23 protein-coding genes and 1 pseudogene are annotated in these 21,020 nt (G+C 64.0%); 10 read left to right on the top strand and 14 right to left on the bottom strand.

Annotated elements, in window-relative coordinates; translation table 11 throughout:
• Positions 1-7: 7 nt before the first annotated feature.
• From NXT3_RS16940 to NXT3_RS16930, 3 genes are all read right to left on the bottom strand, one after another.
• Positions 8-274, bottom strand: a complete 267-nt coding sequence (locus NXT3_RS16940; protein WP_037389186.1) for a DUF2312 domain-containing protein — start codon at positions 272-274, stop codon at positions 8-10.
• Between the two features lie 160 nt (positions 275-434).
• Entirely contained in the window at positions 435-740 is a 306-nt protein-coding gene (locus NXT3_RS16935) for a DUF1244 domain-containing protein (protein ID WP_104839732.1), read from the bottom strand.
• 16 nt (positions 741-756) lie between these two features.
• Positions 757-1,551, bottom strand: coding sequence for an N-formylglutamate amidohydrolase (locus NXT3_RS16930; protein ID WP_104839731.1), 795 nt, complete (start codon positions 1,549-1,551; stop codon positions 757-759).
• Positions 1,552-1,838: 287 nt separating this feature from the next.
• On the opposite strand from NXT3_RS16930, the pseudogene NXT3_RS16925 reads away from it, so the two are divergent.
• Positions 1,839-2,222: pseudogene (locus NXT3_RS16925) on the top strand (DUF1036 domain-containing protein); the annotation flags it as partial.
• Positions 2,222-3,661: a pyruvate kinase gene (gene pyk, locus NXT3_RS16920; RefSeq protein ID WP_037420214.1), complete on the top strand. Its 1,440-nt coding sequence runs from the start codon at positions 2,222-2,224 to the stop codon at positions 3,659-3,661. The pseudogene NXT3_RS16925 and the gene pyk, both read left to right, overlap by 1 nt.
• Here the strand turns inward: pyk and NXT3_RS16915 are convergent.
• The 6 genes from NXT3_RS16915 to NXT3_RS16890 all read right to left on the bottom strand — a co-directional run bounded on the left by NXT3_RS16915 (position 3,628) and on the right by NXT3_RS16890 (position 7,484).
• The gene (locus tag NXT3_RS16915; protein ID WP_104839730.1) at positions 3,628-4,674 is read right to left on the bottom strand and encodes an alpha/beta fold hydrolase; all 1,047 of its coding nucleotides are present in this window, start codon (positions 4,672-4,674) and stop codon (positions 3,628-3,630) included. The genes pyk and NXT3_RS16915 overlap by 34 nt on opposite strands.
• 45 nt (positions 4,675-4,719) lie before the next feature.
• Positions 4,720-5,319, bottom strand: a complete 600-nt coding sequence (locus tag NXT3_RS16910; RefSeq protein ID WP_037420208.1) for a tetratricopeptide repeat protein — start codon at positions 5,317-5,319, stop codon at positions 4,720-4,722.
• 95 nt (positions 5,320-5,414) lie between these two features.
• Positions 5,415-5,540, bottom strand: a complete 126-nt coding sequence (gene ykgO, locus NXT3_RS16905; RefSeq protein WP_012709334.1) for a type B 50S ribosomal protein L36 — start codon at positions 5,538-5,540, stop codon at positions 5,415-5,417.
• Between the two features lie 177 nt (positions 5,541-5,717).
• A complete protein-coding gene (locus NXT3_RS16900) occupies positions 5,718-6,767 on the bottom strand; it encodes a 5-(carboxyamino)imidazole ribonucleotide synthase (RefSeq protein ID WP_104839729.1) in 1,050 nt (349 codons plus the stop codon).
• A complete protein-coding gene (purE, locus tag NXT3_RS16895; RefSeq protein ID WP_037420361.1) occupies positions 6,764-7,228 on the bottom strand; it encodes a 5-(carboxyamino)imidazole ribonucleotide mutase in 465 nt (154 codons plus the stop codon). The genes NXT3_RS16900 and purE overlap by 4 nt, the downstream gene beginning before the upstream one ends.
• A 52-nt stretch (positions 7,229-7,280) precedes the next feature.
• On the bottom strand, positions 7,281-7,484 hold the full coding sequence (locus NXT3_RS16890) for a YdcH family protein (RefSeq protein WP_012709331.1): 204 nt from the start codon (positions 7,482-7,484) through the stop codon (positions 7,281-7,283).
• Between the two features lie 211 nt (positions 7,485-7,695).
• Between NXT3_RS16890 and NXT3_RS16885 the strand changes: the two genes are divergently transcribed.
• Positions 7,696-7,869 (top strand): YdcH family protein, encoded by a 174-nt coding sequence (locus NXT3_RS16885; RefSeq protein ID WP_014765888.1) that lies wholly within the window; start codon positions 7,696-7,698, stop codon positions 7,867-7,869.
• A 173-nt stretch (positions 7,870-8,042) separates the two neighbouring features.
• On the opposite strand, the gene NXT3_RS16880 is transcribed toward NXT3_RS16885, so the two are convergent.
• Positions 8,043-8,303, bottom strand: coding sequence for an ArsR/SmtB family transcription factor (locus tag NXT3_RS16880; protein ID WP_037389169.1), 261 nt, complete (start codon positions 8,301-8,303; stop codon positions 8,043-8,045).
• Positions 8,304-8,402: 99 nt separating this feature from the next.
• The gene (locus NXT3_RS16875; RefSeq protein ID WP_097539752.1) at positions 8,403-9,182 is read right to left on the bottom strand and encodes a sulfite exporter TauE/SafE family protein; all 780 of its coding nucleotides are present in this window, start codon (positions 9,180-9,182) and stop codon (positions 8,403-8,405) included.
• A gap of 103 nt (positions 9,183-9,285) precedes the next feature.
• Here NXT3_RS16875 and NXT3_RS16870 point away from each other — a divergent pair, with 103 nt between their 5' ends.
• The 6 genes from NXT3_RS16870 (at position 9,286) to NXT3_RS16845 (ending at position 16,336) form a co-directional block, all read left to right on the top strand.
• On the top strand, positions 9,286-9,939 hold the full coding sequence (locus tag NXT3_RS16870) for a thiamine phosphate synthase (RefSeq protein WP_037420198.1): 654 nt from the start codon (positions 9,286-9,288) through the stop codon (positions 9,937-9,939).
• An 8-nt stretch (positions 9,940-9,947) separates the two neighbouring features.
• Complete coding sequence (locus NXT3_RS16865) at positions 9,948-11,084, top strand: tetratricopeptide repeat protein (RefSeq protein WP_037420358.1); 1,137 nt, start codon at positions 9,948-9,950, stop codon at positions 11,082-11,084.
• A 234-nt stretch (positions 11,085-11,318) separates the two neighbouring features.
• On the top strand, positions 11,319-12,119 hold the full coding sequence (locus NXT3_RS16860; protein WP_037389161.1) for an inositol monophosphatase family protein: 801 nt from the start codon (positions 11,319-11,321) through the stop codon (positions 12,117-12,119).
• A gap of 346 nt (positions 12,120-12,465) precedes the next feature.
• Positions 12,466-13,572 carry a MotA/TolQ/ExbB proton channel family protein gene (locus tag NXT3_RS16855; protein ID WP_037420195.1) on the top strand — a complete coding sequence of 369 codons (1,107 nt, stop codon included), beginning with the start codon at positions 12,466-12,468 and terminating at the stop codon, positions 13,570-13,572.
• 3 nt (positions 13,573-13,575) lie between these two features.
• On the top strand, positions 13,576-14,607 hold the full coding sequence (locus NXT3_RS16850) for a peptidoglycan -binding protein (protein WP_037420192.1): 1,032 nt from the start codon (positions 13,576-13,578) through the stop codon (positions 14,605-14,607).
• A 79-nt stretch (positions 14,608-14,686) separates the two neighbouring features.
• Entirely contained in the window at positions 14,687-16,336 is a 1,650-nt protein-coding gene (locus tag NXT3_RS16845; protein ID WP_083854101.1) for an FAD-binding dehydrogenase, read from the top strand.
• A 197-nt stretch (positions 16,337-16,533) separates the two neighbouring features.
• On the opposite strand, the gene NXT3_RS16840 is transcribed toward NXT3_RS16845, so the two are convergent.
• Both NXT3_RS16840 and NXT3_RS16835 read right to left on the bottom strand, forming a co-directional pair.
• The gene (locus tag NXT3_RS16840) at positions 16,534-17,526 is read right to left on the bottom strand and encodes a Bug family tripartite tricarboxylate transporter substrate binding protein (protein WP_104839728.1); all 993 of its coding nucleotides are present in this window, start codon (positions 17,524-17,526) and stop codon (positions 16,534-16,536) included.
• Positions 17,527-17,661: 135 nt separating this feature from the next.
• Positions 17,662-19,461 carry an ABC transporter transmembrane domain-containing protein gene (locus NXT3_RS16835; protein ID WP_104839727.1) on the bottom strand — a complete coding sequence of 600 codons (1,800 nt, stop codon included), beginning with the start codon at positions 19,459-19,461 and terminating at the stop codon, positions 17,662-17,664.
• A gap of 198 nt (positions 19,462-19,659) precedes the next feature.
• Between NXT3_RS16835 and rpmE the strand changes: the two genes are divergently transcribed.
• Positions 19,660-19,881, top strand: coding sequence for a 50S ribosomal protein L31 (gene rpmE / locus NXT3_RS16830; RefSeq protein WP_012709319.1), 222 nt, complete (start codon positions 19,660-19,662; stop codon positions 19,879-19,881).
• 565 nt (positions 19,882-20,446) lie between these two features.
• On the opposite strand, the gene NXT3_RS16825 is transcribed toward rpmE, so the two are convergent.
• The gene (locus tag NXT3_RS16825; protein ID WP_037420109.1) at positions 20,447-20,965 is read right to left on the bottom strand and encodes a protease adaptor protein RcdA; all 519 of its coding nucleotides are present in this window, start codon (positions 20,963-20,965) and stop codon (positions 20,447-20,449) included.
• Between the last annotated feature and the right edge of the window lie 55 nt (positions 20,966-21,020).

Here is a 21,020-nt window from a genome sequence, read left to right as displayed (position 1 = left end):
ATCGGGCTTAAGCGGCCTCGTCGGCGGCGGGAACCATGCCCAGTGCCTGCAGATAGGTGTCGAGGATTGCCTCCTGCTCCATGCGCTCGTCGGCGTCCTGCTTGCGGATCGAAATGACCTTGCGCAGGATCTTCGTGTCGAAGCCCATCGACTTGGCTTCACCATAGACATCCTTGATGTCGTCGGCGATCGTCTTCTTTTCTTCTTCCAGCCGCTCGATCCGTTCGATGAAAGCGCGAAGCTGATCGCGTGCGAAGCCTTGAGCATCGGACATGGTCTTCTCCTTTTGGGGAATGAATTCTGGTGCTGTGACCTGCCGCGAACGGCAGGCGAGGTCAAGGGCGATTGCGCAACAGGTAGGGCAATTCCTCCCCGCGCCGTCGCCGAAGAGGGCCGCAGATGTGGATTGATGTGGATACGGCGGAAAACGGCCGCTATTCCTTCGGGCGATTGCGCTCGAACGCCGCCTGCTGCTCCGCGGACGCGTCCTTCTGATAAAGCGCGCGCCATTCCTCATAGGGCATGCCGTAGACGATCTCGCGCGATTCATCCTTGGTCATCGATATGCCCGAGGCTTCGGCCGCTTCCCGGTACCAGTTCGAGAGGCAGTTGCGGCAAAAACCGGCGAGGTTCATCAGATCGATGTTCTGGACGTCGCCGCGCTCGCGCAGATGCTCGATCAGCCGGCGGAAGGCCGCGGCCTCGAACGCGATACGCTGCTCCTCGCTGAGCTCGGTCATGTTATGTCTCCGTTTGTCAGCCATCATAGGCACCGGTTCGCGAAGGATAGCGCTGATAGGCGTGGAGCGCCGGCATGTCGTTGAGCTCCGCGAGGATCGGCGCCAGCCGCTCGGCCCAGGCAGTGACGCCCGCCATGTCGGAGATCAGGTCCTGTCTCACCTCGATCAAGGCATGGGCGATGCCCGGCACCATGCAATGGCGGTACATCGTATCGCCCCTCAGCGCGCCGTCATAGGGCTCGTTGTTGCCGACGACGATGTCGCCGGCGCTCTCGAGTCTTTCGATCAGTGGAAAGACGGCGCGGGGGTCGTTGTCCCAGAGCACCGCCGCGTGCCAGGGGCGCGCGATACCCTTCCAGGCAGGCGTGAAGGAATGCAGCGAGATCACCAGAGGCGCCTTTCCGCTCGCCGCAGCGGCCTCGGCGATCGTTTGCGAGGCCGCCTCGTGGTAGGGCCGGTGGAACCGGTTCAGCCGGTTCTGCCATTCCTCGTCGGTGATCGGGTGGTTGCCCGGAATGACGGCGCCGTCCGAGATCTTCATGATCAGCGTCGGATCGTCCTCACCGCGGTTTGGGTCGATCAGCAGACGCGAGAAGCAGCCGAGGACTGCCGGTGCTTCGAGGGCCGCCGACAATTGCCGCACCAATGGCTCGATGCCGATATCATAGGCGATGTGGCGTTCGAAGGCGCTGTCGGCAAGGCCGAGTCGCCCGTATTCCGGGGGAAGCCGGTTCATGGCGTGGTCGGCCAGAAGGACGAGGCCGCTTTCGCGCTTGCCGCCGATGACTTCATAGGGGGAGAAGTGCCGCATTCCGATCCTGTGTCGCTCTCCAACGTTCCGCACCTGATCGCACGCAAGATTGCCGCTCGCAATTAAAAAGCCGTGAGTTCAGCGCCTTCTGTCACAGGAATGGCAAATATAATCGATTAGAGTTGCGTTGACTTTCCCGGCTGGCCGTCGCAAGAAAGTGCCACACAAATCAAAACGGAGTTCCGCAGGAAGCCGTGTCTAGATATCCTTTTTGCAAAGCGAAGCCGGGGTCGACGACGTTAGGAGCCATCCTCCTGTATTCCTTGGTACTTTCCGGTGCATTTCTCATTTCTGGCGAGGCTCGGGCCGACTTTCGCGTTTGCAACGGGACGCAGCAGCTGGTCGGCGTGGCGATCGGCTATCGCGCCAAGGACGGCTGGGTCACCGAGGGCTGGTGGCAGGTGCCGGCGACGACCTGCGCGACGCTGATCGAGGGCGAACTCCAGTCCCGCTACTACTATCTCTATGCGGAAGACGCGGCCAAGGGCGGCCGCTGGACCGGCGACATCAACATGTGCGTCGCCGAGAACGAGTTCAAGATCGTCGGCGTGCAGGACTGCTTTGCGCGCGGCTTCCAGCGCATGGGATTCAAGGAATATGACACGGGGCGGCAGGGGAGCTGGATGGTTCAGCTTTCCGATACGCCCGGCACGCAGGAAAGCCAGAATTGATGAGACGGAACAGAAAAGTCAAAATCCTCGCCACGCTCGGGCCGGCATCGTCCGAGGAGCAGATGATCCAGAAGCTGCACGAGGTGGGGGCCGACCTGTTCCGCATCAATATGAGCCACGCCAGCCATGAGGTCATGCGCACCCTCATCGAGCGGATTCGCAGTGTCGAAGCGCGCTGCGGCAGGCCGATCGGCATCCTTGCCGATCTGCAGGGCCCGAAGCTGCGCGTCGGCAAGTTCGCCGAAGGCAAGGTCGAGCTCAAGATCGGCCAGACTTTCACGCTCGACAACAGGGACGTGCCCGGCGACAACACGCGCGTCTTCCTTCCGCATCCGGAAATTCTCGAGGCGGTGAAGCCCGGCGACCGCTTGCTGATCGATGACGGCAAGCTGCATCTGCGCGCCGAGAAAACCGATGGCAAGAGCATCGTCACCACCGTGGTTTCCGGCACCAGGATTTCGGACCGCAAGGGCGTCAGCCTGCCCGATACGCTCCTCGGTGTCGGCGCACTGACCGATAAGGACCGTGCCGATCTCGACGCGGTACTTGCCACCGGCCAGGTCGATTGGGTGGCGCTTTCCTTCATCCAGCGCCCGGAGGATCTTGCCGAGGTCCGCAAGATCGCCCGCGGTCGGGTCGGGATCATGTCGAAGATCGAGAAGCCGCAGGCGATCGAACGCATCGACGAGATCATCGAGCTTTCGGACGCGCTCATGGTCGCGCGCGGCGATCTCGGTGTGGAGATGCCGCTCGAATCCGTGCCCGGCCTGCAGAAGCAACTGACGCGCGCCTGTCGGCGTGCCGGCAAGCCCGTCGTCGTCGCGACGCAGATGCTTGAATCGATGATCTCGTCGCCGGTGCCGACGCGCGCCGAGGTCTCGGACGTGGCGACCGCCGTGTTCGAAGGCGCCGATGCCGTCATGCTTTCGGCTGAATCGGCCTCCGGCGAATACCCGGTCGAGGCGGTCGCTACCATGGCCTCGATCGCCAGCAACGTCGAACGCGACCCGCATTATTCGGGCATCATCTACGCCCAGCGCACGCCGCCGGAGGCCACCGGCGCCGACGCCATCTCACTTGCGGCGCACCAGATCGCCGAGACGCTCAACCTGGCGGCGATCGTCACCTACACCTCGTCCGGCGCCACCGGCCTGCGCGCCGCGCGCGAACGCCCGCAGGTGCCGGTCATCGCCCTTTCGCCGATCGTCCAGACGGCCCGCCGCCTCTCGGTCGTCTGGGGTCTGCACTGCGTCGTCACCGAGGATGCGACCGACCTCGACGACATGGTCAATCGCGCCTGCCGCATTGCCGTTTCGGAAGGTTTCGGCAAACCCGGCGACCGGATCATCATCTCCGCCGGCGTGCCGCTCGGAACGCCCGGCGCCACCAACATGCTGCGCATCGCCTATATCGGCTCGGACGGACGTACCGGCGTATAAGCGAGTTCCTCGACCGGGTCCTCGACTCTCAGGCGGGCTTCGGCCCGCCTTGCGAATTCCTGGAGGTCGTGCGGCTTTCCGGAGATCTTCTCGATGGCAGCGACGACGAGGTCGGTCACGACATAATCCGGCTTGTGCCCCAGATTGCTGATCCACAGCAGCTCCGATCCCTTGATTGAGCTCGCCAGGCTGCGGGAATGGATATCGGCCAAAACGATGCCGTCCCGGTCACCGGTTATGATGACGGTCGGCGCGGAGATCTCCGCGTAGCGCGGCGACATCTGCGTGACGTAAGCGTGAAGATTGGCGACATCGACTGCATTGTTGAGAAAGGTGGCCGGCCTCAGGACGAGGTGTGGCGCAGTATTGGCGATGTAGTCCTTCGGGCGCGGATTGGGCGAGAATATGGCTTGCGTCACCCGGTCGATGCGCCTCAGCCCGATCGGAATGACGGCCGTGCTGGCGAACAGCCAGCCGACAAAAGGCATGGCAGCGAAGGTGATATGCCAGTCGACGCCTCCGGGCCACGGATGCGTCGCCGGCGCCAGCAGGACGACGCCTTCGGTTCTGTCCGGGTGGTGAAGCGCAAGGCTGGCGGCGATCGCGGCCCCGAAGGAGTGGCCGACGATGATTGCGCGGGAGAGGCCGCGCTTGTCCATCAGCCGGACAATGGCGTCGGCCTGGCCGTCCGGCCGGGCATTGGCCGGCCCGCCGCGCTCCGAATAGCCGTGTCCCGGCCGATCGACGAACAGCATCTCGGCACGGCCATCGAGCGCCGGCTGGAAGGCGTGCAATTGGTCGAGAAGATTGCCTCCGGCTCCGTGAATGAAGACGATCGGCGGCAGATCCGCGGTCCCGTGGGACCGGATGTGGACGCAGTTCATGCGGAAACCGCCGACATCGACCAGTTCGCCGCTGTTCGGGAAGCGAGCGGCAATCCTGCGTGCCTGCCAATAGCTGTGGGCGACCGCGGCGAGAATGAGAATGGCGAGAATCAGAAGGGCAAGGAACATCCGTCGGTCATATCAGAGCGGCTGCGATAGGGCAGAGGTCGCCGATCAGGTCCGGCTGCCGGCGAGCTTCTCGGCGAGTTCCCCGAATTGCTCCTGGGCCTTGCGGTCGGAGGGGTAGATATCGAGGAATTGCTGCCACGCCCGCATCGCCAGCTCGTTCTTGCCGGCGGCCTCCAGCATGGTCGCCATGCCGGCGATCGCCCCGAAATGCCGGGGTTCGATGGCAAGCACGCGGTTTATGTCGGACATCGATTTGCGGTAATTGCCCATCTGGAAATGCAGCGTCGCGCGGCGGTTCCAGCCTTCGACATAGCCGGGGGCAAGCACGATGACCTGGTCGAGGATGTCGAGCGCCACTGTTTTCTTGTCGTCGGTGATCGCCTTGTCGGCCGACTGCATCAGAAGGTTCACCGTGGCGCTGCCGGACTCCTGCCACTCGAGGCGAATGCGGTCGGCAAGTTCCCGTGCCTTGCTCTCGTCGCGCTCCTTCTTGAGGTCGAGGAACAGGGCGTCCAGGCGTTGCTCGGGTGTGGCGAGACTTGCCGCCTCCGGCCGGGGGGCGGGTTCGGCAGCCTGCGACAGGGCCGCGGTTGCCGGGACGATCAGGGCCAGAATCAAAGGTAGAAAAAAGCGCATGGCGGACATCGTAGCCCGCCATGAAACAAGATCAAAATCAAATGTGACGGAGGATCACCGAAGCGACCGACGTTCAGGCCGGCGGCAGAAGCCGCCCGAGGGCATCAGCCCTGACGTGCCTTGAAACGCGGGTTCGACTTGTTGATGATGTAGACGCGACCCTTGCGGCGAACCAGGCGGTTTTCGCGGTGACGGGTCTTCAGCGACTTGAGCGAATTCTTGATCTTCATTTTTCCTGATCCGCAGGTTTCGGGGAATGAAAATTCGCCCGGTAATTCCAACAATCAAAAGCGCGCCATTCAGCGCGCTCTTCAAGTAGGCAGGCACATAGCGTGTCGCCCCCATCCTTGTCAACCGCAGGACCGCGGGATTTCGACAGCTGCGCGCGCGTTCCTGGGCCACTCGGTTCAGCTGAGGCGGGTGAAATGCCCCATTTTGCGGCCGGGGCGCGCCTCGGCCTTGCCGTAGAGATGGACCAGCACGTTCGGCTCGCCGAGCAGAGCGGGCAATTCGGCGATCTCGTCGCCGATGAGGTTCTGCATCACGCAGTCCGAGTGACGCGAGGCGTCGCCGAGCGGCAGGCCGGCAATCGCGCGGATATGCTGCTCGAACTGCGAAACGACGCAGGCGGCTTCCGTCCAGTGACCGGAATTGTGGACGCGCGGAGCGATCTCGTTGGCGACGACGCTGCCGTCGGCAAGCACGAAGAATTCGACACCGATGACGCCGACATAGCCGAGCGCTTCGAGAATGGCGGTCGCAGCCTTGCGGGCAGCCTCGGCGGTCGAGGCGGCAACCGATGCGGGCACGGTCGAGGTGTGGAGAATGCCGTTCCGATGGACATTTTCCGCCGGATCGAAGCAGGCGGTGGCGCCGTCAGGGGAGCGTGCGGCGATGATCGAGATTTCCCGCTCGAAGGCCACGAAGCTTTCGAGGATCAGCGGGACTCCGCCGAGGGCGGCGAAGGCGTCGGAAGGATTGTCCTTGCCGGAGCGGAAGACGCGCTGCCCCTTGCCGTCATAGCCGAGGCGGCGGGTCTTCAAAACGCCGGAGCCATCGAAGTCGGCAAGCGCCGCTTCGAGGTCGGCCTGGCCGTCGACGGCGTGGAAGCCGGCCGTGGCAATGCCGCAGCCATTGATGAACCGCTTCTCGACCAGCCGGTCCTGCGCGACTTCCAGCGCCTTTGGTGGCGGGAAGACCGGCCGCGATGCCGCCAGCCGCTCGGCCGCGGCGACGGGGACGTTCTCGAATTCGTAGGTGATCAGATCGGCGGTCCGGGCGAGCTCGTCGAGCCCTCGCGGATCGTCATAGGCGGAAACAATCTGGGTGTTCGCCGCCTGAGCGGCGGGACAGTCCGGCTGCGGCTCGAGAATGACTGTGCGGAAATTCAGCCGCGCAGCCGCCATGGCGAGCATGCGGCCGAGCTGGCCGCCGCCAATGATTCCAATGGTCTTCATGCCTGGTCTACCGGGTACTCGGCGACCGAGACGGTCTGCTGCTCACGCCAGTCGTCGAGACGGTCGGCGAGGTCCTCGTCGCTCAGCGCCAGGACGGCGGCGGCGAGCAGGGCGGCGTTGACGGCCCCGGCCCTGCCGATCGCCAGTGTGCCGACAGGAATGCCGGCCGGCATCTGCACGATCGAGAGCAGGCTGTCCTGGCCCGAGAGAGCCTTCGACTGCACCGGGACGCCGAAGACCGGCAGCGGCGTCATCGCGGCGCACATGCCCGGCAGATGGGCCGCCCCGCCGGCGCCGGCAATGATCACCTTGAAGCCCTCGTCGCGCGCGCCCTTGGCGAAGCGGACCAGCCGGTCGGGTGTCCGATGCGCGGAAACGATGCGCGCCTCATAGGCGATATCGAGGGCCTCGAGCGTGTCGGCCGCATTCTTCATCGTCTCCCAGTCCGACTGGCTTCCCATGATGATGGCGACGGGCGGGGTCGTGGTTTCGGTCACGTCTATCAGGATCCGTTCAGGCAATGATGTCGGGGATGATCTGATCTTCGATCTTGCTGATCTTGTCCTTGATGGCCAGCTTCTTCTTCTTCATGCGCTGGATGCGCAGGGCGTCGCAGCCGGTTTCGATCATGGCATTGATGGCGACGTCATAATCTTCATGTTCCTGCCTCAGGCGCGCTATCGTCAGTCTGAGTTCGGCCTGGTCCTGGTCCGGCATGCAAAACGATCCCCATAAGCCCGGCTGCGTCCATGCCGCGAACCGGAATTTCCTGCGCCGCTCTATCACATCTTGGGCGGTGACGGGAAGTTATCCGACGTCATCATTTCGCCTTCGACAAATGAAAAATGGCATGGCACACTGGTAAGGTTACAACCATGGAACATCCGGCATTTGCGTGCCGGATGCAAGCAAAAGGAAGGGACTGCCAATGACCATTGAGGCTCATCTTGCAACGCTTGAGAAAAAACATGGCGCCCTGGAACAGGAGCTGCATGAAGCGCTGAATTCTCCCTCCTGCGAGGACGAGTTGATCAGCGAACTCAAGCGGCGGAAGCTGCGCATCAAGGACGAAATCGAAAGACTCCGTTCCTCGACACACTGATTGCGAACGGTATTTCCCGCGCTTTCGGGAGGCGTCGTCTTCGTGAAGGAGAAACGACGCGAAAGGTCAACAACAATCCCATATATGACGGATCGCTCGACCGGGCCTAAGGCCCGGTCCGCTTCTTCGGCGACTTCCTTAACGGCCGCCGCGGAGCGGGCGAATGTAAGCCGTCAGGACCAGAACTGGTCGAGCCATAGATTGAGCCGGTCGAAGCCCGGCCTGTGGATGGCGTAAATGCGCCTGGTGCCGCTTGTCGACACCGATACGAGATTGCAGTCGAGCAGCGCCTTCAAATGCTGCGACACCGCCGGCCGGCTGATCGGCAGCCCTTCGGCGAGTTCATTGACAGTCTTGGGCGCGCGCCGCAGCTCCTCCAGCAGATAACGCCGGTTCGGATCCGCAATGGCATCGAATGGGTCCGCGATCGTCATGACGGGACGTTAGGCGAATTTCCTGCGACCGGCAAGAAAATTGTGCATTGCGATATGCCGCATTGCTTTGCAGCATTATTCGAGCGGAGCAAGGCTCGCTCAGCCGGCGGACAGAAGGCTGGTTAGCCCCTCCCAGATAAGTCTAGATCCGGCGATGAAAGCCATGGTGTACATAAAGGGATAGAACACCTGCGGCTTCATGCGGCGCACGATCCATGCGCCGCAGGCCGTTGCGACCATCGCCAGAGGAAAGAGGGTCGCCGATGTCATGAGGTTGCTGGTGTCGAGCTGCCCGAGCGCGAAATAGGGAATGAGTTTCACCGCATTGAGCGTTGCGAAGAAGCGCACGATGGTGCCGGTATATTCGCGCGGGTCCAGCTTCAGCGGCAGGGCGTAGATCTGGAAAGGCGGCCCGCCGGCATGCGCGACGAAGCTGCCATACCCCGCAAAGCTTCCCCATAGCGCCGCAGGGCCCAGACGGTGCTGCTTCGGAAGGATCGGCGTGCCGCTGCGGCTGCGCCAGACGGTGTAGACGTAACGCAGCACGAACACGACCGTTATGGCGCCGATGATCAGCCGCAGCGCATCGCGCGGCACGTAGGCCGACGTCGCCCAGCCGATGGCGATGCCGGCCAGCGCGCCGGGCAAGAGCATGGTGAGCGTCTTCCGGTCGCCGTGCTTCCGCCAGATCCATAAAGAGACGATGTCCATTGCGATGAGAATGGGGAGGAGCAACGCCGCTGCCTGGACCGGCGAGACCGCCAGCGAGAGGATCGGAACCCCCATCAGCGATAGCGCCTCTCCCATGCCTCCCTTGCTGAGGCCAACGAGCAGGACCGCCGGCACGGCGACCAGATAGAAGTCGAGATCGGGAAGCATAGGCGGCGGTTGATCCTTTGGTCATCTCCGTCTATCGGTTTTCCCGATTGAAATCGAGTAGCGGATTTCCGCCCTCGAGCGGGCTTCGCCAGGAACGAACGACATGAGCAATACCGATAACCGCTGCCGCCTTGTGCTGATCGCGCCCGACATGCCGGATGCCGCCGAGCGCGCGAAGATCCTTGCGGATGCGCTGAAAGGCGGCGACGTGGCCTCCGTCATTGTTCCGCAATATGGCCTCAACGAGACGGATTTCCAAAGGCACGCCGAGGCGCTGGTGCCGGTGATCCAGCAGGCGGGTGCGGCGGCGCTGATCGAAGGCGATACGCGGGCCGCCGGCCGAGCCAAGGCCGATGGTCTTCATATCGCCGCCGGTGCGGACGTGCTTGGCGAGGCGATCGAGCGGCATACGCCGAAGATGATCGTCGGCGGCGGCAATGCGACCGACCGCCACCACGCGCTCGAGATCGGCGAACTCCGGCCGGACTACGTGTTCTTCGGCCGCACCGACGGCGACATCAAGCCGGAAGCGCACCCGAAGAATCTGGCGCTCGCCGAATGGTGGGCATCGATGATCGAAATTCCCTGCATCGTCATGGGCGGCACCGATCCGCAGTCCGCGCTTGCAGTGGCCGAGACCGGCGCCGAGTTCGTCGCGCTGCGTCTCGCGGTCTTCGCCGAGTCGGGCCAGGCGCCCTCCGTGGTTGCCGCCGTCAACGCCTTGCTTGACGAAAAAGCGCCACGGTTTGAAGATTAGACGTGGCGATGCTGAGCCGATCCCCCCTGAAACGAAGCCGGTTCGCGACCCTTGTCGTCGCCGTCACTCTGGCCGCCTTGCCGGCTCGCGCCGAACAGCCGCCGGCACCTGCGGATGAGGGCATCGTCCCGAAACGGGGCCGGATCACACCCTTTAACGGTGCGGCGCTGCCGGAAGGCGCCGAAAAGCCGGCGAAGGGCGATACGAACGCCAAGCCCAAGAAAGACGACGAAAAACCCTCCGGAGGCGTCAACGTAATCGACCGCATGGGGGCCGAACTTCCGGCGCTTCCGGCCGAAAAGCCGTTCGCCGGCAAGGTGGACGAGGCCTATGGAGCCTTCCAGCGCGGCTATTACCTGACGGCAATGGACCTTGCGCTGCCGCGCGCCCAACTCGGCGATCCGGCGGCCCAGACGCTGGTCGCATCGATTCTCGAGCAGGGCCTCGGCGTCGCGCGCAACCCCAAGGATGCGGCTTTCTGGTACGGCCAGGCGGCGAACAATGGCGATCCGGCGGCGATGTTCAAATATGCGCTGATCCTGATGGAGGGGCGCTATGTCAAGCGTGACCGCAAGGCCGCCGACGAACTGATGAAGAAGGCCGCCGATCTCGGCAACGCGGCCGCCCAGTTCAACTATGGGCAGACGCTAGTTGCCGACGCACCCGGCCAGAAGGGCCTAAAGGCGGCGATGCCCTATTACGAGAAGGCGGCCGAACAGGGCATTGCCGATGCGCAATATGCGCTTTCGCAGATCTATCTCAATGTCGAGGGCATCGACGACGGCAAGCGGGCGCGTGCACGCGAATGGCTGGCCCGGGCGGCGCGCGCCGGCTACGACACCGCGCAGCTCGACATGGCGATCTGGCTGATCGAAGGGATCGGCGGCGACCGCAACCTGGACGAGGGCTTTGCCTGGATGAAGCGGGCAGCCGAGGGCGGCAACGTGGTTGCGCAGAACCGGCTTGCCCACCTCCTCGTCAATGCCATCGGCACGCGGCCCGATCCAATCGAGGCAGCGAAGTGGTACGTGCTGTCGCGCCGGGCGGGGCTCAAGGACGATGCGCTCGAGGATTTCTATCTCGGCCTCAACGACTCGCAGCAGAAATCGGCGCTCGCGGCCGCGAACAAGTTCCGCTCGTCCTGAGCCTAGATTCGACCGGCGCCATGTATTTCGCTTGAACTCTTGGGGTTTTTGTGGTCTTGAAGCCGCGGTTTTGTCCGCGGCCCCTCATGCCATCTCCGCGGGCGGAGTGACTTCTCACTCGGTTTTTTGACGACGGTTGCGTCTTCGCCGACCCTTTACGAGGGCGGGCCGTCAAGCAGGTTCAATGTCCGGTCGAGACGGCTCGGCCGGCCTTCGCTTTCAGAGGATTGCCCTATGGCCCGTTCTGCCCTTCTCAATGTCATGGTCCAGGCGGCCTTTAAGGCCGGCAAGTCGCTGGCGCGCGATTTCGGCGAAGTACAGAACCTACAGGTGTCCTTGAAGGGGCCGAGCGACTACGTTTCCCAGGCAGACCGCAAGGCCGAGCGGAGCATCCGCGAGGATCTCCTGAAGGCCCGCCCGACCTACGGCTTCCTCGGCGAGGAAGGCGAGGAGATCAAGGGCACCGACGGCGCCCATCGCTGGATCGTCGACCCGCTCGACGGCACCACAAATTTTCTCCACGGCCTTCCGCATTTCGCCATCTCGATCGCGCTGGAGCGCCAGGGCGAGATCGTCGCTGCGGTGGTCTTCAATCCGGCAACCGACGAACTCTATACGGCTGAGCGGGGCGGTGGCGCCTTCCTGAACGACCGGCGGCTGCGCGTCGGCGCCCGTAAGGTCCTGTCCGACGCGGTGGTCGGCACCGGCACGCCGCATCTCGGCCGCGGCAATCACGGCAAATATCTCATCGAGCTCCGCCACGTCATGGGCGAGGTTGCCGGCATTCGCCGCTTTGGCTCCGCCTCGCTCGACCTCGCCTATGTGGCTGCCGGTCGCTTCGACGGCTTCTGGGAGCGCGATCTCGCTGCCTGGGATATCGCCGCCGGGGTCCTGCTCGTTCGCGAGGCCGGCGGCTGGGTCACCGACATCGACGGCGGCAGCAAGCCGGTCGAAGACGGCTCGATCATCTGCGGCAACGAATATATCGCCAAGGCGCTGCGCGAGGTCATCCACCGCCCGGTCCCAACGAAGTAGGGCCGCCCAAGGCCATGCTGCGGACCGGCCGCGTACACGTGTCTTCCGGTCCGCGTTCGACATAAGGCATTGGAATCGAACATTTCTGCTCCTTTGCAGCGTTGCGACCCGACCTCCCTGGAGGGGGCGGCGCATTCCTGGGCCGGCTCTGCCGTTTTCCCTTCAATTTGGCGCAAAGTTCCACTAGTCTCCGAGCCGATAGGATGGTCTCCGGCCATCGGCGGCATCGTTCGGCCGAGATCGCTATTGATTTCGAGAATGATCCGCTACTTCAAAGAGTTGCAGCAACCGGCGCTTGTGCGGACAGGCGCAGGAGCGTGCCGCAAACCGGGAGATTGGCAAACGCATGACGAAACTCAGTCTGTCCGGCTGGCGTGGGCAGGAAGTGGCGGAGGAGAACTATAATCCGCATAAGCTTTCGAGCCCCATGCCCTACTTCTGGACGATGGTCATTTTCCTGATCATCGTCGGTTTTGTCGCGGCGATCCTCTTCCGGCAGGCACGCGAGGCCTTCGTCGGCAATCCCGGCCTCAACGGGCTGATCCTTGGGGTGCTGCTGATCGGCATTCTGCTGGCTTTCAACCACGTGCTCGGCCTCAGGCCCGAAGTGCGATGGTTCAATTCATTCCGCGCCGCTGGCAGTGCCGACAAGGTCGGGCGCGATCCGGTGCTGCTTGCACCCATGCGGGCGCTGATCGGCGGGCGCCAGACGACGGCGATTTCGACGATCGCGCTCCGCTCGATCCTCGATTCCATCGCCACCCGCCTCGACGAGTCGCGCGACATCACCCGTTATCTTGCCGGCCTTCTCGTTTTTCTCGGCCTGCTCGGCACCTTCTGGGGCCTTCTCGGCACGATCGGCTCCATCAATACCGTCATCCAGTCTCTCGACGCCGGTTCCGGGACGACGGAGGACCTCTTAAGCTCGCTGAAGAGCGGTCTCTCGGCGCCGCTGACCGGCATGGGCACCGCCTTCTCGGCCTCGCTGTTCGGCCTTTCCGGTTCGCTGATCCTCGGCTTCCTCGATCTCCAGGCCGGCCGCGCCCAGAACCGTTTCTACACGGAACTTGAGAACTGGCTTTCCTCGGTGACCGATGTCGGCTCCGGCTTTTCGGCGCCGATCGAGACGACCGGCGGCGCACCGGCGGAGGAAATGCGGCGCGTCGCCGACCAGCTCTCCCGCCTCGCGCAGGACGGCGGCGTCAACCAGCGCACGACGGCAGCGATGGCGAGCCTCGCCGAGGGCATTCAAGGTCTCGTCAAGAACATGCGCGGCGAGCAGCAGATGCTACGCGACTGGATCGAGGCGCAGCAGGAGGAGGCGAAGTCGATGCGAAAGACGCTCGACCGGCTGACCTCGCGCATCGGCCAGGCCGACCGGATCGCCGTCAACAGCGAGAGGGCCACCTCGCAGGCGAAGCTCAGCCACGCCGACGAAAGCGGGGGTGATTGATCCATGGCTCTCGCCCGAAGGGGCCGCAATCCGCGGACGATCAACTACTGGCCGGGCTTCGTCGATGCGCTGTCGACCTTGCTCATGGCGATCATGTTCCTGCTCAGCGTCTTCGTCACGGCTCAGTTCCTGATGGGGCGGGAGATCACCGGCAAGGACGAGGTGCTGAACCGGCTGAACAGCCAGATCAACGAACTGACCCAGCTTCTCGCCCTCGAGAAGAGCGGCAAGCAGGATCTCGAGGATTCGCTTGCCAATCTCCAGGCCTCGCTTGCCCAGTCGGAGGGCGAGCGGTCCCGCCTTGAAGCGCTGCTTGATCAGGGGGCCGGCAGTACCGATGCGGCCAATCAGAAACTCGGCCGGTTGGGCTCGGAGCTCGAAAACGAAAAGCAGGTCAGCGCCCGCGCGATGAGCCAGATCGAGCTCTTGAACCAGCAGATCGCCGCGCTGCGCAGCCAGATTGCCGCCATCGAGGGCGCGCTTCAGGCTTCCGAGGCGAAGGATCAGGCTTCGCAGGCGAAGATCGCCGACCTCGGCCGCCGGCTGAACGTCGCGCTCGCCCAGCGCGTGCAGGAACTCAATCGCTACCGCTCGGACTTTTTCGGCCGCTTGCGGGAAATCCTCTCCGACCGCGAAAATATCCGCATCGTCGGCGACCGGTTCGTCTTCCAGTCGGAAGTGCTTTTTTCCTCGGGCAGCAGCGACCTGAACCCCGAGGGCCAGGTGGAAATGGCAAAACTCGCCACGGCGCTGCTCGACCTTGCCAGGGAAATTCCGGCCGAGATCAACTGGGTGCTGCGCGTCGACGGCCATACGGACAACGTGCAGCTCTCCGGCACCGGCCGCTTTGCCGACAATTGGGAACTGTCTTCGGCGCGCGCCACTTCGGTCGTCAAGTTCCTGATCTCCAAGGGCGTGCCGGCCGACCGCTTAGTGGCGGCCGGATTTGGCGAATACCAGCCGATTGCGGCCGGGGAAAGCCTGGAGGCGCGGGCGCAAAATCGGCGTATCGAGCTCAAGCTGACCGAAAAATAGACGAGCGGCCCCCGCTTGAATTGACCTTGACGTATGCGTAAGAGTTGCTGGTCGAGGGATGTTGGGGGAGAGCGCCTTGATGGATTGCGATGTGCTGGTCATCGGTGCCGGCCTTGCCGGGCTCGTGGCGGCGTCCGAGGCGGCGGCGCTTGGTCGCAAGGTCATCGTTCTCGACCAGGAAGGCGAGCAGAATCTCGGCGGCCAGGCCTTCTGGTCGCTTGGCGGCCTCTTCTTCGTTGACAGTCTAGAGCAGCGGCGCATGGGCATTCGCGACAGTCATGAACTCGCCGCCCAGGACTGGATGGGATCGTCGCAGTTCGACCGGCCCGAGGATCACTGGCCGCGCCTGTGGGCCGAGGCCTATCTCGATTTTGCCGCCGGCGAGAAGCGACGCTGGCTGCATGCGCTCGGGCTGCGCTGGTTTCCGGTGGTCGGATGGGCCGAACGCGGCGGTGGTCTTGCGCATGGCCACGGCAATTCGGTGCCGCGCTTCCACATTACCTGGGGCACCGGCCCGGCGGTGCTCGAACCCTTCATCCGGCTGACGCGGCAGGCGGAGAGCCGGGGCCTTGTCCGTTTCCGCTTCCGCCACCGGGTCGACGAACTCGTAACGACGGACGGTGCCGTGACCGGCGCGCGCGGGGCAATCCTCAAGGCGGATCCGGTCGGCCGCGGCGAGCGCAGCTCGCGCGATGAGATCGGCGATTTCGAGATCTCCGCCGGCGCGGTGGTCGTCAGTTCGGGCGGCATCGGCGGCAATCATGAGCTGGTGCGCCGCAACTGGCCGCGCAAGCGGCTCGGCCAGCCGCCAGCCTCCATGGTCAGCGGCGTGCCGCACCACGTCGACGGCCGGATGCTGGACATCGCGGCTAAGGCGCGCGGCTCCGTCATCAATGCCGACCGCATGTGGCACTATACCGAGGGCCTCAGGAACTTCGACCCGATCTGGCCGGACCACGGCATCCGCGTCCTGCCGGGCCCGTCCTCCTTCTGGTGCGATGCCGATGGCAACCGTTTTTCGGCGCCGGCCATGCCCGGTTTCGATACGCTCGGGACATTGGCCGCGATCCGGCAGAGCGGCCATGACTATAGCTGGTTCATCCTGACGCGCGCGATCATCAAGAAGGAGTTCGCCCTTTCCGGGTCCGAGCAGAACCCGGATCTGACCGGCAAGAGCATAGCGCTTCTGCTGAAGCGGCTCGGCGCAAAGCCGACCGGCCCGGTGCAGGCCTTCATGGACAAGGGCGAGGACTTTGTCGTCAAGGACCGGCTCGAAGATCTTGTCGAGGGGATGAACAGGTTGACGGGCGATAACCGGCTCTCGGCGAGCCACCTCAAGGCGCAGATCGAGGCACGCGACCGGGAGATCGACAATTCGTTTTCCAAGGACGCGCAGGTTACCGCCATCCGCGGCGCGCGTGCCTATCGCGGCGACCGGCTGCTCCGCACCGCCAGGCCGCATCGTCTCCTGGACCCGAAGGCAGGCCCGCTGATCGCCGTGCGATTGCACATCCTGACCCGCAAGACACTCGGCGGTCTGCAGACCAACCTTGCCGGCCAAGTGCTGGAGCTTTCCGGCGATCCGGTGCCGGGCCTTTATGCGGCCGGCGAAGTCGCTGGCTTCGGAGGCGGCGGCATGCATGGCTACAACGCCCTCGAGGGCACTTTCCTGGGTGGCTGCATCTTTTCCGGCCGTGCCGCGGGGCGGGGCGCGGGCGGGGACGTTTGATCAAAGAATCTTATCATCGCTTGTAATGCCCCTCACCCTAACCCTCTCCCCGTTTTGACGGGGAGAGGGGACTTGCGTGCCTACTGCCGGCCGCTTCCTCAGGCGATGGGTTGGAAGGCGCCGCCGCGAGTCTCCTTCGCCCCGTAAGCGGGGAGAAGGTGCCGGCAGGTGGATGAGGGGCAAACACCGGTCTCTCGTCAATCCATCTGGATGTTTGCGTCGCGCACGACCGGTGTCCACTTCGCAAGCTCCGCCTTCACATGGGCGCCGAGTTCCTCGGGCGTCGAGCCGACGATCTTGGCGCTGAATTCCTCCATGCGCTTCTGGACCCCCGGATCGGCAAGCGCCTTCTTGGCCGACTCGTTCAGGCGCGCGATCGCCGGCTGCGGCGTATTGGCCGGGGCGAAGAGCGCATTCCAGGTATAGGTCTCGTAGCCGGGGATGCCGGATTCGGCGATGGTAGGCACGTCCGGGAAGGAGGGGGCGCGTTCCGCCGTAGTCACCGCCAGTGCCCGGAGCGTTCCGGCCTTGATGTGGCTGGACGAGGAGGGCAGGTTGTCGAACATGATCGGCACCTGGTTGCCGATGACATCGTTCAGCGCCGGGCCGGAGCCCTTGTAGGGGATGTGCTGCATCTCGACGCCGGCCATCGACTTGAAGAGCTCGCCGGATAGATGCAGCGGCGTGCCGTTGCCGGAGGACGCGTAGCTGTACTGGTCAGGCGATGCCTTGAGCAGCGCCAGCAATTCCTGCACCGATTTGGCCGGCAGCTCCGGATTGACGACCAGCACGTTCGGAACGACGACCAGCAGCGAGATCGGCGCGAAGTCCTTCTCCGGATCGTAGGGCTTCGTCTTCAGGATCAGCGGGTTCAAGGCGTGGGTTGCGACCGTCGCCATCAGGATCGTGTAGCCGTCCGGATCGGCACGGGCGACATTGGACGCCCCGAGATTGCCGCCGGCGCCGGCGACGTTCTGGACGATCACCTGCTGGCCGAGATCCTCGGACATCTTCTGGGCGATGATCCGGGCCACGACGTCGGTGGAACCGCCGGCGGCGAAGGGGACCACGAGCGTAATCGTCCGGTCCGGAAAACTCTGCGCCTGCACCGGGCCGCCCAAGGTCATGGCGGAAAGCGTGGCGATGCCGAAGGCAAGGGCGGCGCGGCGGGTCATGCTTAGAAATGGCATTACGGATATCCTCCCAATCTCGTCGAAGGCGCTGCCGGCAAAAGCCGGCCCCCTTACAATAGGGCTGCGCTTGCCGCGGGCAATGGCGGATCGAGAAACAATCACATCCGAGGGCCGCGTGGTTAACGCCCGGTCTCAGGCCTGGGATGCGACAAACAATCCTTGCGCCCCGTGATCGAATTGAAGCCGCGCGAGCTTGGCATAGAGCCCGGCCTGGCGGATCAGCGATGCGTGGGTGCCTTCCTCGACGATACGGCCGTGATCCATGACCAGGATTCGGTCCGCCTTCAGCACCGTCGCCAGCCGATGCGCGATGACGAGCGTGGTGCGCTCCCGCATCAGCCCGTCGAGTGCCTTCTGCACCAGCGTCTCGCTCTCAGCGTCGAGGGCCGACGTCGCTTCGTCGAGAAGCAGGATCGGAGCGGCCTTGATGATCGCCCGGGCAATGGCGATACGCTGGCGCTGGCCGCCGGAAAGCGTCACGCCACGCTCGCCGACCAGCGTGTCATAGCCGCGGTCGAGCCTTGCGATGAACTCGTCGGCCTGCGCCGCGACGGCGGCCGCCTGTACCGCCTCGCGGCTCGCCGTAGTGCCGAAGGCGATGTTGTCATGCACCGAGGCGGCGAAGATCGTCACGTCCTGCGGCACGATGGCGATCCGTTCGCGCAGGTCTTTCGGGTCGACGCTGCGGATGTCCATGCCGTCAACCAGCACGGTTCCCTTGATCGGGTCGTAATAGCGCAGCAGCATCGAGAACAGGGTACTCTTGCCGGCGCCGGAGGGGCCGACGATGGCAACGGTCTCGCCCGGCTCCACCGCGAGGCTCAGGCCTTTGAGGCTCTTGTAGTCGGGCCGCGCCGGATAGGCGAAGTGCACGTCGTCGAAGGCGATCGCCCCCTTCGCCGGCACGGGCATTGGGGCGGGGTGCTCGGGCGCGCGGATCTGCGGAACTTCGCTCAGGAGCTCGTTCAGGCGCTCGGCGGCCCCTGCGGCCTGCGAGATCTCGCCCCAGACTTCCGAGAGCGCTCCGAGGCTGCCGGCGGCAAAGACGGAATAGAGTAGAAACTGGCTGAGCGTGCCAGCCGAAAGCGTGCCGTCCAGCACGTCGCGGGCTCCGAACCAGAGCACCGCAACGACGCTGCCGAACACCATGGTGATGGCAAAGGCGGTGAGCGCCGAGCGGGCTCGGATCGCCGCACGGGCGGCGCCATAGGCCTCCTCCACGGCGGCGCCGAAGCGGTTATTGGCGCTCGCCTCGCCATTGAAGGCCTGTAGCGTGCGGGTGGCGGCGATCGCTTCGCCGGCATAGGCGGAGGCAGCGGCGAGCGTGTCCTGCGCCTGACGGGCGCGGCGCCGGACGGAACGGCCGAAGCCGACGAGCGGGAAGACGATGAGCGGAATGGCGGCGATCACCAGGCTCGACAGCTTCGGGCTGGTATAGACCATCATGCCGATCGCGCCCAGACAGAGGATCAAGTTGCGCAGCGCAACGGATGCCGTGGCGCCGACCGCCGACTTGATCTGCGTCGTGTCCGCGGTCAGCCGCGAGACGATCTCGCCGGACTGGTTGACGTCGAAGAAGGAGGCGGAAAGGCCCGTGACCCGGGCGAAGACGTCGCGCCGGAGATCGGCGACGATGCGCTCTCCCAGCGAAATGACGAAGTAGTAGCGGGCGGCGCTCGCCAGCGCCAACACGATCGCCAGCACCATCAACATGGTGAAATAGGTGTTGATGAAGGCGGAATCGGAATTGGAGAAGCCGTGATCGATCATCCGGCGGACCGCCAGCGGCAGCGTCAGCGTCGTCACCGCGGCGATCGTCAGCGAGATGGCGGCGCCGATCGCAAAGTGGCGATAGCGCCTGACATAGGGCAGCACGGCTGCAAGCGGCCGGACGGACTTGCGCTCTCGTACTAGGTTCTCTTGTCTTGGCACGTGACCCCCGATCGCCTGCCACGGAGGGTCGATTAGTCTTCCGCGCGGCACTTGTTATCCCGCAGACCTTCATGTATAGGCACGGCATCGAATTGAAGAAGCCGTGGCCGAGAGCGGTCCGCGGCTCCATTTACGTGTTCGGTCCCAAAGTCGCAATGCCTTGCGACAATTGGACCCTGGAACTCTAGGAAGATTGTTATGAAGGCAGGCATCCATCCCGAATACCACACGATCAAGGTGGTCATGACCGACGGCACCGAATACGAAACCCGCTCGACCTGGGGTTCGGAAGGCGCAACCATGCACCTCGAAATCGACTCGAAGTCGCACCCGGCCTGGACCGGCGGCAACCAGCAGCTCGTCGACCGCGGCGGCCGCGTCTCGAAGTTCAAGAAGCGCTTCGAGGGCCTCGGCCTCTGATCGCTCGCGATATCGCGTTTCTGGAGCCCGGCAATGCCGGGCTTTTTTGTTGGCTGTTGTTGCCTTCTGGACGAAAGAGTCAGATGCAGGCTTTACGCAGGCGATCCTCTCGCTCGGCGGCTTGTGCATGGATTCTCGGCAAGCCCGAGAATGACGAAGAAGAAGGGGGCCGTTTTCGTCGGAGACGAGCGAAGGTTGACAGCACCTGTCGCTTACCCTCGTCTCAACTTAAGACCGAGCGTTGTCAAGGGGGTCCTCCTCGGGCTTGACCCGGGTAAAACCCGAGGATGACGGGAGAGTGAACCGCTGTCGAAAAAGGGGAGCGCACCTGCCGGCATCATACACCGCTTGATTTGCACTGAGCATTACCCAGAAGCGTCATCCTCGGGCTTGCCGCGAGGATTCACACACACGCACTCCTTTGCGTGCTGGCTCGGACAGGCAAGTGCGTGAGAAGAGAATGCAAGGACCATGCAAGACAGACCGCTGGGAAATTCGCGTGCCGCACGCACGAAAAACCCGGCGCGTGGCCGGGCCTCGAACTCTGCCGTGATTACCGTCGACGTCAGTTGCCGCCAAACGCTGTCTGCAAGAGCTTGATCTGTGCCTTGACGCCGTTCTGGTTGTCTGGGACGAAGGTCGTGGCCTCCTGCGGCCGGTAGATCTCGCGGTCGAGCAGGGCGACGCGGTTCTGCAGGCGAAGCGAGCGTTCGATCAGGTCGCGGAAGCTGTCGGGCAGATCGTTCCAGCCGGGCGCGCTGCGGTCGACATTGAAGCTGTCGAGGCGAACTTTGCTTTTTTCCGACAGGACCTGTTCGCGGCTCATCTCGCCATTGTTGACAGCGCGCTGTAGGAGGAGCCAGGAGGCCATCTGCATCAGCCGCGTCGTCAGCCGCATCGACTCGGCGGCGTAAAGCACCGAGGCCATACGCGGCAACACCTTGGAGGCAGCACGGCCAGGACCATCGAGGTAGCTCGCCGTTTCCTCGACGAGGCCCATCCCTTCGGCATAGAGCGCCTTGAACTGCGCCGAGGACGCAGCGTGTCCTGCGAAACTGACGGTATTCAATCCTCTCTCGGACATGGCCTGTTTTTCCCTGGTTCAAAACGCATCACGGTCAGGTAACGAAGTGGCTTTG

It is taken from the genome of Sinorhizobium fredii (assembly GCF_002944405.1).
Lineage (GTDB): Bacteria > Pseudomonadota > Alphaproteobacteria > Rhizobiales > Rhizobiaceae > Sinorhizobium > Sinorhizobium fredii_C.
Note: the sequence above shows the minus strand (reverse complement) of the source record. Positions and strands in the feature narration are given on the sequence as shown.